Annotated in this window: 7 protein-coding genes; all 7 read left to right on the top strand. The window is 40.9% G+C overall.

Going from position 1 to position 13,058, the window contains the following annotated elements:
* Positions 1-147 precede the first annotated feature (147 nt).
* Positions 148-1,698 carry a sulfatase family protein gene (locus AB7E53_RS04095; protein ID WP_446774318.1) on the top strand — a complete coding sequence of 517 codons (1,551 nt, stop codon included), beginning with the start codon at positions 148-150 and terminating at the stop codon, positions 1,696-1,698.
* Between the two features lie 3 nt (positions 1,699-1,701).
* A complete protein-coding gene (locus AB7E53_RS04090; protein WP_446774316.1) occupies positions 1,702-2,250 on the top strand; it encodes an RNA polymerase sigma-70 factor in 549 nt (182 codons plus the stop codon).
* A 63-nt stretch (positions 2,251-2,313) separates the two neighbouring features.
* Complete coding sequence (locus tag AB7E53_RS04085) at positions 2,314-3,315, top strand: FecR family protein (RefSeq protein WP_446774314.1); 1,002 nt, start codon at positions 2,314-2,316, stop codon at positions 3,313-3,315.
* Positions 3,316-3,558: 243 nt separating this feature from the next.
* Entirely contained in the window at positions 3,559-6,804 is a 3,246-nt protein-coding gene (locus AB7E53_RS04080; RefSeq protein ID WP_446774350.1) for a TonB-dependent receptor, read from the top strand.
* A gap of 12 nt (positions 6,805-6,816) precedes the next feature.
* Complete coding sequence (locus AB7E53_RS04075) at positions 6,817-8,517, top strand: RagB/SusD family nutrient uptake outer membrane protein (RefSeq protein WP_068179383.1); 1,701 nt, start codon at positions 6,817-6,819, stop codon at positions 8,515-8,517.
* Positions 8,518-8,595: 78 nt separating this feature from the next.
* On the top strand, positions 8,596-11,064 hold the full coding sequence (locus AB7E53_RS04070) for a hypothetical protein (protein ID WP_446774312.1): 2,469 nt from the start codon (positions 8,596-8,598) through the stop codon (positions 11,062-11,064).
* A gap of 8 nt (positions 11,065-11,072) precedes the next feature.
* On the top strand, positions 11,073-12,932 hold the full coding sequence (locus AB7E53_RS04065; protein ID WP_446774310.1) for an FAD-dependent oxidoreductase: 1,860 nt from the start codon (positions 11,073-11,075) through the stop codon (positions 12,930-12,932).
* Positions 12,933-13,058: the final 126 nt, after the last annotated feature.

Raw genomic sequence — 13,058 nt, 5'->3', positions numbered from 1 at the left:
TATTTGATACAAAGTTCTCATTAACAACTCTCTTAACTTTTTATGAATTTGTCTTTATTCTTTATAAATTTGTTTTTTTTCGCTGTAAGTTCTGTTTGCAGCCAAAATTCTGTATGTTTGTATGATTGAATCTTAAATCTGTTGTGTATGAAACCATCTTGTCTCAACCTGGCATTGATCAGTGCTGCGATTGCCGGAGGAAGTTCCACTACTGCGGTTGCCCGGCAGCAGCTTTCCAAACTTTCTGAATCCGGTAAGCCGTTGAACGTTGTCTTTATCTTGTCCGACGATCATCGGTACGACTACATGGGTTTTGTTGGCAAAGTACCCTGGCTGGAAACGCCGGCGATGGACAGGATGGCCCGCGAAGGAGCCTGGATCAGAAATGCATTTGTAACCACCTCGCTTTCTTCTCCCAGCCGGGCCTCCATTCTGACGGGGATGTATTCGCACAGCCATAAAGTGGTGGATAATTCCGCACCCATGCCGGCCGGACTCACCTTCTTCCCCGAATATCTGCAGCAGGTGGGATACCAGACCGGATTCTTTGGAAAATGGCATATGGGCAACGATACGGGCGATCCGCAGCCGGGCTTTAATCACTGGGAATCTTTCAGCGGACAGGGTGAGTACTACAACCCGCGGTTGAATGTGAACGGAAAGTGGATCCGGTATGCCGACAGTACCTATGTTACCGATCTGCTTACAACCCATGCCATCGAGTTTATGAAACAGCAGCAAACCTCCCATAAGCCTTTCATGGTGTATCTTTCCCATAAAGGGGTGCACGATAATTTCTCGCCGGCCAAACGGCATAAAGGATGTTACAGCGGAAAACCATTGGTTATTCCTCCCTCTTTCGATACTTCGAAGGAGAAGATAAAGGCACTTCCTACCATCGATCCGTCAACAGGCAAAGCTGCAGCGGGAAAGGACTATTATGGCGAGAATATGCTGCCCGACTGGGTGAAGAATCAGCGGGAAAGCTGGCATGGCGTCGACTATTCCTACCACGGCCGCCCGTGGGAAGATCAGGTGAGGAACTATTGTGAAACGTTGCGTTCGGTAGACGAAAGTATCGGTTCTGTGCTTGATTACCTGAAAGAGGCGGGACTGGATGAGAATACGGTGGTGATATATATGGGCGACAATGGTTTTGCCTGGGGTGAGCATGGATTGATAGACAAACGGCAGTTTTACGAAGAATCTGTCCGTGTACCGATGCTGATCCGTAGTCCGAAACTGATTAAAGGCGGACAAGTTCTGGAGAAAATGGTGCAGAATGTGGATGTGGCACCTACCATATTGGCTTGTGCCGGATTGGATAAGGCTCCGCAGATGGTTGGTTATTCGTTTCTGCCGTTACTGCAGGGGAAGGATATTCCCTGGAGAGACCGTATATTTTACGAATATTACTGGGAGCATGAATTCCCCCAAACACCCACCATGCACGGTGTACGTACGGACCGTTATAAATACATCCGCTACCATGGCGTATGGGATACCAACGAGTTTTACGATCTGCAGGAAGATCCTTATGAGACAAGGAATCTGATTGCCGCCCCCCAACACCAGGCACTGATTAAAGAGCTGAATCATGATCTTTACAACTGGCTGGAATCTACAGACGGCATGAGCATTCCGCTAAAGCGAACCGAAAGACCCCACATGGACCACCGCAACCAGTCTAATTACTGATGAATGGACGCTAAAGAAGATGATATTTTTTTGCTGAAGCTGATCAGTAAAGGAAATGAACAGGCTTTTAAATTATTGTTTGAGACTTATTTTACACCGCTATGCCGATTTGTACGGCTGTATGTAAAAGAGGGTACCCAGGCAGAAGAGATTGTACTCGAAGTTTTTGAAAATGTTTGGGAATTAAGGGAAATTCTTCATATTAAGGTTACTTTCAAAGCTTATTTGTTTCAGTCGGCCCGCAACAGGGCATTGAATTATATCCGCAATAATGAGAAGTTTATATGGATAAATGATATGTCTATATTTAATTTTGCCGAAACCGATTCTAAATTAGAAGAACAGGAATTATTGAATTTAATTGAGGAGGCTATCTGTTCGCTTCCTGAAAAATGTGAAGCGGTCTTTAGAAAAAGCCGGTTTGACAATTTGTCCAATAAGGAAATTGCAAATGAAATGGGCATAACGGTAAAAACGGTTGAAGCTCAGATTACAAAAGCTCTTAAATATATAAAAGAATATCTGGGAGACAGTTATTCATTTTTGTGGTAAATTATTTAGTTGGCGTTAGGGTTTCTTCTTTTTGATGTGTCACATTTGAAAGTGATTCTTATTATGAAAAAAGATATACCCTGGAAACTGATACTTGCCCATCTTAAAAATGAAACCGACGAGCAATCCGAGAGTCTGTTCAAACAATGGATGCTTGACGCTGATAATCGCCTTCTTTTTGCTGAACTGGAGAATGTTTGGAATAAAGTAAGGGAAGAGTCGGGTGTTTATAATCCCGATTTATCCTACTATTGGGCCGAAATGCAACAAAAAATGCATCGCTCTGCAAAAAAACAGTATACGTTTACATTCTCATTTCTTCGGATGGCAGGTATGGTCGCCTTGTTATTTATCATGCTTGCCATTGGCGCCAGTTATTATCTGGGTGCGGAATTTAACCGTGAAACACCCAAGGCCTTAACCTACCTGTCTATGAGTGGAAAGTCTAAAGTAATTCTACCGGATAGTTCTGTTGTTTGGTTGAATAATGAAACAACACTTACCTATTATTCTGCTTATGAAAAGTCGAGGGAGGTTAAACTTACAGGAGAAGCTTTCTTTTCTGTATCAAAAGACCCGGATAAACCTTTCATCGTCCATACAGCCGATCTTTGTACAAAAGTATATGGTACAAAATTTAATATGAATGCTTATCCGGAGAATAAGGATGTTAAAATTGCATTGCTTGAAGGTTCCGTTTCTGTCTATAAAAATGATTGCAAAGAGGAGAAATACTTGATCCCCGGACAGGTGGCTACTTATTGTAAGACATCTCGTGAGCTTACATTCTTAAAGGATGATGTGAATTTTGAATCATTTTGGGCAAATTCTTCCATAACTTTCGAAGCTAAACCACTTGAATACATCGTACGATATCTTGAAAAATGGTATCATGTAGACATTGTACTGGATCCTGCACTTTCATTATCTCAGGCCTATACATTTACAATTAAGCAAGAACCGCTTGAGGTAATTCTTCGAATTATGGCGAGTATCAACCCTATATCCTATTCTTTTGATAAAAACAATGTGGTGACAATAAAAAATGTAGAACCTTTAAAATGAGATGCCTATGTAAATGATATTATTAAAAAAGGCATAGCTGATAGTCTATGCCTTTCGGAATTACTTCCTCTTTAAAATTTCAACGTGAGCCATTTAACAAATGTCAGTTTGGTGCTGGTTCACATAATGTTAACTTTAAATTTATACAAAGATATGAATTATACGAGAATATTCATAAGAAGGAGATTCGGTTTATTGCTTTTGGCCGTTTTTATTTTTCTTTCATCGCCCCGAATTTTCGCAATGGAGAATGCCGAAGGAATTACAATCCCCCTTGCAAAAGTCACGTTGGCAGAAGCTATAAAGAAAATTGAGGCCGCTAGTGATTATACTTTTTTTTATGATGCGATAAAAACAAATTTGCGTCAACAAGTTACTTTAAAAGCAGACAATCAGAAGATTGAGGATGTTCTTAATCTGTTGCTGAAAACAACAGATCTGCAATATAAGATTACCGATCATCAGATCGCCCTTATTCCCAGAGATAACTTTAAATCCACTCAATCCAAAAAGAAAATTACCGGAGTTGTAGTAGACGAAACCGGTATTCCCGTTATCGGAGCCAACGTGGTGGAAGCAGGTACAACCAATGGAACAATAACCGACTTAGAAGGTAAATTCTCACTAGATGTTCCCTTAAATGCCGACCTGTTGCTTACCTATGTTGGGTATGTTTCAGCAAATCTGAAAGTGGGATCAGAAGATCATTACAATGTACAGCTAACCCTTGATAGTCAGGGGTTGGACGAAGTAATTGTGGTTGGATACGGTACTGTTAAAAAGAAAGATCTTACGGGTGCAGTTGCTTCATTACAAGGAGATTTGCTATCTTCAAGAAAAACAACGCAATTGTCTGCTGCCTTACAAGGTGCTGTGGCCGGTGTGTTGGTTACAAGAGATAACAGTGCTCCTGGTGCAACGGCCGGGAGTATTAAGATAAGGGGGGTAACCACCATCGGAGATTCAAGCCCTTTAGTAATTGTTGACGGTGTTCCCGGAGATATCAATCAGGTAAATCCGAACGATGTAGAAAATATGTCTGTATTGAAGGATGCTGCCTCAGCATCTATTTATGGTTCCAGAGCTGCTGCCGGTGTTATCCTGATAACAACCAAACGAGCCAGTGAGAATGATCTTACGTTAGGTTATAATTTTGAGTATGGATGGGAAATTCCAACCAAGCAACCGGAATATGTAGGCATACAGCGGTTTTTAGAGATGACAAATGAGCTGAGGTATAACGATAATAATGCCGGGGGAATGTATCAGACCTATTCCCAGGACCAGGTAGAGAACTGGGTTAAATATAACGCCACGGATCCGAACAATTATCCGATAACTGATTGGACGGATTTAATCTTAAAAAGTTCTGCACCCCGACAAACCCACTCGTTGAATATTGCAGGGGGAAGTAAGTCGGTCCGCACCAAAGCGTCTGTTACATACGACAAGACAGATGGGCTGTATGCAGATCGGTATTACGAGCGGTTTATGACGCGTGTTAATAACGATTTCAAGATCAATAACTATTTGGGTGCTACATTGGATTTTAATTTTAAAAGATCGAAATCCCATCAGCCCGTATTTGACCCTATAAACAGAATGCGAATTGCTGCTCCGGTTTATGCAGCTGTTTGGGACGACGGACGGATGGCCGAAGGTAAATCCGGATCGAATCCGTATGCAATTATGGAAAATGGAGGAAGTAAGGATTCATGGTATAATCAGATAGGAGGAAAAGCCTCCATTGATTTTACTCCGATAGAAGGATTGAAAATATCGGGTATCGTAGCTCCGATTTATAATTTTGATAAAATTAAATCATTCAGTCTTGCCGCAGCCTATACTTTAGCTAATGACCCCAATACAATTGGGGGATATTACGAAGGACATTCAACAACTAAGTTAAATGAGGACCGTAACGATAGTTATAACATTACCACCCAGTTTATTGCAACCTATCTTAAAACACTGGGCAAACATGACTTAAATGTAATGTTGGGTTATGAAAACTATTTTCAATATAATGAAACTCTTTTTGCTTCAAGAGATCAGTACGAGCTGACCAATTATCCATACCTGGATCTGGGTCCCCTTTCCTTACGTGATAATGGTGGTAGTGCATACGAAACTGCTTATCGGTCTATGTTCGGCCGAATAATGTATTCGTATGCGAATAAATATCTTTTACAGGCTAATATCCGTTATGATGGTTCGTCTCGTTTTCATAAAGACTATCGATGGGGTTCTTTCCCTTCTTTTTCTGCCGGATGGGTGGTAAGTGAAGAAAGTTTTATGAAAGATGCCGATTTAAATTGGTTGTCTTTTGCAAAATTGCGCGCTTCGTGGGGTACCTTGGGAAACGAACGTATCGGAAATTATCCGTATCAGGCTACAATTGCCTTTAGTAATGCTCTGTTTTACCAAAACGGAATTGCTGTTTCAGAACTGACAGCAGCTCAGCAACAATATGCAATTCAGAATATATCGTGGGAAACTACGGAATCTCTCGATCTTGGAATGGACCTTTCGTTTTTGGATAATAGATTACGATTCACCGGAGACTATTATCATAAAACAACCAAGGATATGTTGCTTGCCCTGGAAATTCCTGATTATGTAGGTTTTGATAATCCGGATAAAAATACGGGTAAAATGAGCACAAACGGATATGAACTTGAGGTTGGCTGGAATGACAAGGCTGGTGATTTTAGTTACAGTGTATCCGTTAACTTTTCAGATTTCCTTTCGGAAATGGGCGATTTGGGAGGAACCCAGTTTATTGGAGATCAGGTGAAGATGAAGGGTAGTCAGTTCAATGAGTGGTATGGATACATTAGTGAGGGATTGTTTCAAACGCAGGAAGATTTAAATAATTCGGCTAAGATAAATAATAACGTGAAGGTGGGAGATGTAAAGTATAAAGACATTTCAGGTCCGGACGGAGTTCCCGACGGGAAAATTTCTTCCGAATACGACCGTGTACTGCTTGGCGGATCTTTACCACGTTATATGTTTGGAGGAAATGTATCAGCAAAATACAAAGGCTTTGATTTTTCTATGGCATTTCAGGGAGTTGGAAGTCAGCTTGTTCGTTTAAATAGTATGATGATAGAGCCATTGAGTGAAAACTGGGGTAATATACCTTCTATTTTGGATGGAAAATATTGGAGTTCGTTAAAATCTGAAGCGGAAAATGCCAAGGCAAGGTACCCGCGTCTTACCCGTTCAAACATATCCTCCAACCAAGCCATGTCTGATTTTTGGTTGTTTAATGGCAGATATGTCCGTTTAAAGAATCTTACTTTGGGTTATACGTTGCCTTTATCGTTGACGAATAAAGTTAGTATTGATAAAATCCGGATTTATGCTTCTGCTAATGATCTGTTTTGTCTGAGTAAATTTCCGAAAGGATGGGATCCGGAAATGGGATCTTCTTCTTATCCGATAACTACCTCTTTACTACTAGGAGTATCTGTTAACTTTTAAATTGAAGATGTAATGAAAAAAAATATATGGACATTATTGATAGGATTTGTTCTTCTTACAAGTAGTTGCAATGATCTTGATCTTAATCCGCTGGCTGAAGGTTCCAGCGAAAATTGGTATTCAAATGAGGTCGAAATAGAGATGGCTCTCAAAGATCTGTACAGGGATATTTTCTGGCCAATGGATAGTGAAGATTGGACGGATGATTATACTTATAGAGAAACAAATTCAAGTATTGTAAATGGAACACTGAATGGACAAGATGGTTCTGTTACCTCATTGTGGACAAATCAGTATAAAGCGATTGCACGAGCCAATACCATATTGGCTAATATGGAAAAAGCGGCTTCCAAAGGAATTAATCAATCTAAAATAGATTTATATATCGCCGAGGCTAGTTTTATGCGTGCTTGTATGTATGCCCGTTTGGTTTCTCATTTTGGAGATGTGGTATACCTGACAGAAGTTGTTGATATTGAAACTGCTTTTACCATTGGGCGTACACCAAAGGCAGATATAATTAAGGCAACTTATGCGGATTTTGATAAAGCTGCAGCAGGACTTCCTGTTAAATATTCTGGTGGGTCTCAAAGGGCAACAAAAGGAGCCGCATTGGCTTTAAAGGCCCGGTTTGCTTTATACAACGGTGATTGGTCGGTTGCTGCCGATGCGGCGAAAGCTTGTATGGATCTGAATGTTTATAAATTACATTCAAATTATACGAAACTCTTTCTTACCACTACCCGGAATTCGGAAGAATCAATTTTTGTTATACCCCGATCTATAACAAACAAGGTGACCATAGGAAATGGTACCGTTTTAAATACTATTTCACGTAATCCGGGCGGTTGGGCAGCTATGGATCCATCATGGGATTTACTTGCAGCTTATACCTGTACGGATGGCAAGCCAATAGATGAATCGCCTCTTTTTAACCCGCATGAACCCTTTAAAAACCGCGATCCCAGATGTAATGCTACGATTGTTGAATTTGGTTCCCGTCATTTAGGCTTTGTGTACGATCCTCATCCTGATGCTCTAGAAGTACTTAATTATAATACAGGCAAAATGCAGAAGAATAATGATAACAGGGCTAATGCACAGTATGCATCTTTTAATGCGTTGATATGGAAAAAGGGAGTAGATGAGTCGTGGCTCGAAAATGGAAAGGATGCAGATCCGGACAAGATAATTATCCGTTATGCAGATGTGCTGCTAATGTATGCTGAAGCGAAAATAGAACTTAATCAAATAGATGAATCCGTGCTGGACGCGATAAACAGAGTTCGTTCACGGGCTTATGGAGTGGATAAGGCTGCGGTGAATGATTATCCGGCAGTAACAAATCAGGGACAAGCATCGTTACGTAAGATTCTGCGAACAGAGAGACGTATGGAATTTGCAAAAGAGGGATTGAGGTATATGGATTTGGTACGTTGGCGTTTAGCAACGAAGGCTCTTACAAATAAGAGCTACGGAATTTTGTATCCTGCAGCATTGCTTCGTGAAAAGGTTACCAGCAAAGGCTTATGGTTTTGGCCTGTAACACCTAAGCTGGATGAAGACGGGATTCCTGATTTCTCGGAGATGGAAAATGCGGGTCAGATAACAGTTCTGTCAAAGCGTAACTGGGATGACAGACAATATTTATGGCCTATACCTACTAAAGAGGTGCTTATAAATGATAATCTTAGTCAGAATCCAGGGTATTAATTTGTGATATGGTTTAATGAAGGCCTCTTTATGGAATCAACTCAATAGAGAGGCCTTTGTATTTTTAAATTTAATAATATGAGAAATATAATAATAGTGTGTTGTTTGTTGCTTGTTTACTTATCGGCTTGCAGTACTCAAAAAGAAACTGTTTCCAACCCCGATTCCATATCGGGCATATATCCGTCGTTGGCATATTATAATAACGAAGGAGAATGTGGAACAGGGTCCGTAGTTCCTTGGGCGGGCGACTTATGGGTAATTACGTACGGTCCTCATTTGCCATTTGGGTCTTCCGACAAACTATATCAGGTTACAAAAGATTATAAGCAGATTGTCCGTTCTGAAAGTGTGGGAGGGACTCCCGCCAATCGTATGATTCATAAAGAAAGCAACCAGCTTTTCATAGGATCATATGCTATTGACGATACAGGAAAAGTTCGTACCATATCCATAAAGGAGTACCCTGGAAGATATACTGGAATGGCAAGACACCTGACTGACCCTGAAAATAAAATATATGCAGGTACAATGGAAGAGGGATTTTACGAATTTGACGTACATACTCTTCAGGGTAAAACATTGTTTAAAGACGGAAACCTATTGAGAAAAGAGAGTGACGCAGGTCAGTTCAGTCCTCTTCTCCCCGGATGCCATGGAAAGGGTTTGTATTCGGGGCAGGGTGTATTAGTTTATTCCAATAATGGTGAAGACAGTAAAGAGGCGCTTACTCATTTTAATATTGAGGCAGGATCGTTGTCGGAATGGAATGGAAAGGATTGGAAACTGGTGAGACGGAATCAATTTACCGAGGTTACAGGACCGGGTGGAATTTATGGAAATAAGAATCCCGAAAGTGATCCGATATGGAGTACCGGTTGGGATTATAAGTCTGTTCTTCTTGGTGTGAGAGAAAATGGAGAATGGGCTTTTTACCGGTTACCTAAAGCTAGTCATAGTTACGACGGAGCTCATGGATGGAATACCGAATGGCCCCGGATACGGGATATAGGCACTCCGTCTGAACCAAATTTGTTAATGACAATGCATGGCATGTTCTGGAAATTCCCCCAAAATTTCAAATCCTCTGATGCTTCCGGTATCAGACCCCGATCTGCTTATCTGAAAGTTATTGGCGATTTTACAAGATGGAACGATCAATTGGTGTTTGGATGTGATGATTCGGCACAGAAAGAGTTTCTGAACAAGCGAAAGGTGAAGGGAAGCATCGAAGGTCCGGGACAATCAAACTCAAACCTTTGGTTTACATCAGAAGATAAACCAGATCAATTAGGTCCGACTACAGCCGAAGGTTCCATCTGGATCAATGAATCTGTAAAAGGTGGAGTCCCTTCCGATCCGTTTTTGTTTTCGGGATGGACAGAGCGTTGCGCCTGGATAAAAAATGATGGCAATCAGCATGTTCAATTTCTTTTTGAGGTAGATAAAAATGGGAATAAAGAATGGACTCGACTCAAGGTAATTGAGGTTGAGGCTAAATCGTCATTGTTTCTTCCATTTTCAGAAAAAGAGACCGGAGAATGGGTTCGTGTAACAGCAAATAAAAATACCTCTGCAACAGTAACATTCTCGTATACAGCAAAAGATGCCAGACTAACCAATGCAGACAAAATGTTTAATGGAATTGCAGATGTAAATGATAAAAACAGCTCCGGGGGCTTGTTGTACGGTCTTGGAGATAACAGACGGAGTTTAGGAATATTGGCCAACACGACCGAAAATGGTCAAACCATAGAAACCGGTTATTATGAGATGAAGGATGAATTTGAGCTTGTCCGCACCGAAGATCCTAAAACTTCCACCTTCATAAGAGATAAATTTGCAATTCCGCAACAAGTTGTTTCTATTGATGAAGGTTCGGTTTTAATTGTTGATGATAAAGATCGAAGATGGCGGTTGCCGTTAGGGGATGATAAATTTACTGAGACAACAAATAAAGGCGAATTGCGTATTTGCCGGGAAGTAGCTACGGAAAGGGATTTATTTAATTGCCACGGAACATTTTATGAACTGCCTGCAGAAAACGCAGACGGATTTGCAAAAATTCGTCCCATCGCATCGCATCAATTTAAGATTAACGACTATGCTTCATACAGAGGTATGCTGATAATTACAGGTGTTAATATGCAAAATAGCGCCGAGAATCCTCATATAATTATCTCTGATGATCAGAAAGCTGCTGTCTGGGCAGGAGTCATAGACGATTTATGGCAAATGGGGAAACCGAACGGGCACGGTGGACCGTGGGTAGATGATAAGGTTCAGGCTAATGAAACTTCTGATCCTTTTTTAATTGGATTCTATGATAAACGAGTTCTGAAACTGTCTCATAAAGAAACAAAGACGGTTCATTTTACGGTTGAGGTAGATCCGACCGGAAATGGCGATTGGATGAAATACGCAGTTTATCCGGTAAAAGCCGGGGAGGAGTTTGTACATAATTTCCCATCTTCCTTTCAGGCAAAGTGGATCCGGTTTGTTACAGATTCGAATGCCGAAGTTAAAACGTGGTTGGAATATAACTGATATAAATTATGAAAACAAGAAGTATTCTTATTTGCCTCTTATTGGTATGTGGAGGAATTTTATCGGCTGCAGAATTACTTGTTGAGGCAGAAAGCTTTAAACATAAAGGTGGATGGGTGGTTGATCAGCAGTTCATGGATCAAATGGGTTCCCCTTATTTAATGGCTCATGGAATGGGAAATCCGGTAAAGAATGCATTTACCGAGGTTACTTTTCGTGAATCCGGAGTCTATAATGTATATGTACGGACATTTAACTGGACCTCTCCATGGAGTGATGGAGAGGGGGCCGGACGTTTCAAAATTTCAATAAATGGAGAAGAGTTATCCACTGTTTTAGGAACTACCGGAAAGAAATGGTTATGGCAGTTGGCCGGAAAAGTTAAAATTCCAGCAGGAATGACAAAAATCAGTCTGCAGGACCTTACGGGTTTTAACGGCCGATGCGATGCTATCTTTTTTACAACAGATGATGCTATGGTGCCTCCCTCTGACTTGACGTCGTTAAATCTATTTAGAAAGGAAAAACTTGGAATTCCTGAAATTCCTAAAAATGCAGGAACCTTCGATTTGGTTGTTATAGGAGGCGGAATTGCCGGGATCAGTGCAGCTGTTTCTGCTGCAAGACTTGGCGTGAAGGTGGCACTTGTGCACGACCGCCCTGTACTGGGGGGGAATAACAGTTCGGAAGTGCGGGTTCATTTGGGCGGACGTATCGAATCGAAACCGTATACGGAATTAGGCAGTCTGCAAAAAGAGTTCGGTCCGCTACGTGGTGGAAATGCTCAGCCTGAGGACTATTACGAGGATGAAAAGAAGGCGGCTATTATTGAGGGCGAAAAGAATATTACGTTATTCTCGAATTATCATGCTTTTGCCGTTGAAATGAACGGTAATAAGATTCATAAAGTGATAGCAAAGCACATTGAAACAGGGATGGAAATGGCTTTTGAAGGAGCTGTTTTCTCTGATTGTACAGGCGATGGTACAATAGGCTTTTTGGCTGGAGCTGACTATAAAATGGGACGTGAGTCAAAAGCTGAATTCAATGAGAGTACGGCTCCTGAAGAGGCAGATAAATTAACTATGGGAGCTTCCGTTCAATGGTATTCAGTAGATAAAAAAGAGCCTGTATCGTTCCCCATATTTAAATACGGTTTGTCATTTGATAATTTAAGTTCAGAGAAGGTCACCATGGGGGAGTGGACCTGGGAAACCGGAATGAATTATGATCAGATTAACGATTTTGAACGAATCCGCGATTACGGACTGATGGTGGTATATTCTAATTGGTCTTTTTTGAAAAACGAATTTAAGGAGAATAACCTCTATAAGAATCGTGCGCTTGGATGGGTTGCTTTTATTTCGGGAAAAAGGGAGTCCAGACGATTGCTTGGAGATCATATCCTTACAGAAAACGATTTGACAAATTATCGCATTTATCCGGATGGAAGCGGCTCCACAACGTGGACAATAGATTTGCATTATCCGGATCCGGATAACACAAAGTATTTTCCGGGTGCCGAATTCAAATCCATAGCCAAGCATAAACCAATTCATCCTTATCCGGTACCATACAGGTGTTTATATTCCAGAAATATCGAGAATCTATTTATGGCCGGAAGAAATATAAGCGTTACTCACGTAGCATTAGGAACCGTACGGGTAATGCGTACCACCGGGATTTTAGGGGAAGTGGTTGGTATGGCAGCTTCTTTGTGTAAGAAATATGGAGAAACACCACGAGACATTTACACGAACCATTTGGAAGAATTGAAAGAGTTAATGTTGGTAGGAGTCGGACGAAAAGGACTGGATAATAATCAGAGATATAATGAAGGGAGCACCTTAGGTGATTATAAACCATAATCTGTGTTGAAAAACATAACTTATTTTAAAGCTGATTTTCTGTGGGATGTGTTCTATTTATAACAGTATGGTTCTTATTTTAAATAAACTGCAGTATGATAACAAATGAACATGTAGAAAAATTTG

The organism is Macellibacteroides sp. (assembly GCF_050251695.1).
Classification (GTDB): Bacteria; Bacteroidota; Bacteroidia; order Bacteroidales; family Tannerellaceae; genus Macellibacteroides; species Macellibacteroides fermentans.
The sequence above is the reverse complement of the archived record's forward strand: the minus strand, read 5'-3'. Positions and strand labels throughout refer to the sequence as shown.

What these genes read in the sequence shown, in the direction of transcription:
- AB7E53_RS04095 (WP_446774318.1), top strand. Translation starts at nt 148, where the DNA reads ATGAAACCATCTTGTCTCAACCTGGCATTGATCAGTGCTGCGATTGCC.
- AB7E53_RS04090 (WP_446774316.1), top strand. Translation starts at nt 1,702, where the DNA reads ATGGACGCTAAAGAAGATGATATTTTTTTGCTGAAGCTGATCAGTAAA.
- AB7E53_RS04085 (WP_446774314.1), top strand. Translation starts at nt 2,314, where the DNA reads ATGAAAAAAGATATACCCTGGAAACTGATACTTGCCCATCTTAAAAAT.
- AB7E53_RS04080 (WP_446774350.1), top strand. Translation starts at nt 3,559, where the DNA reads ATGGAGAATGCCGAAGGAATTACAATCCCCCTTGCAAAAGTCACGTTG.
- AB7E53_RS04075 (WP_068179383.1), top strand. Translation starts at nt 6,817, where the DNA reads ATGAAAAAAAATATATGGACATTATTGATAGGATTTGTTCTTCTTACA.
- AB7E53_RS04070 (WP_446774312.1), top strand. Translation starts at nt 8,596, where the DNA reads ATGAGAAATATAATAATAGTGTGTTGTTTGTTGCTTGTTTACTTATCG.
- AB7E53_RS04065 (WP_446774310.1), top strand. Translation starts at nt 11,073, where the DNA reads ATGAAAACAAGAAGTATTCTTATTTGCCTCTTATTGGTATGTGGAGGA.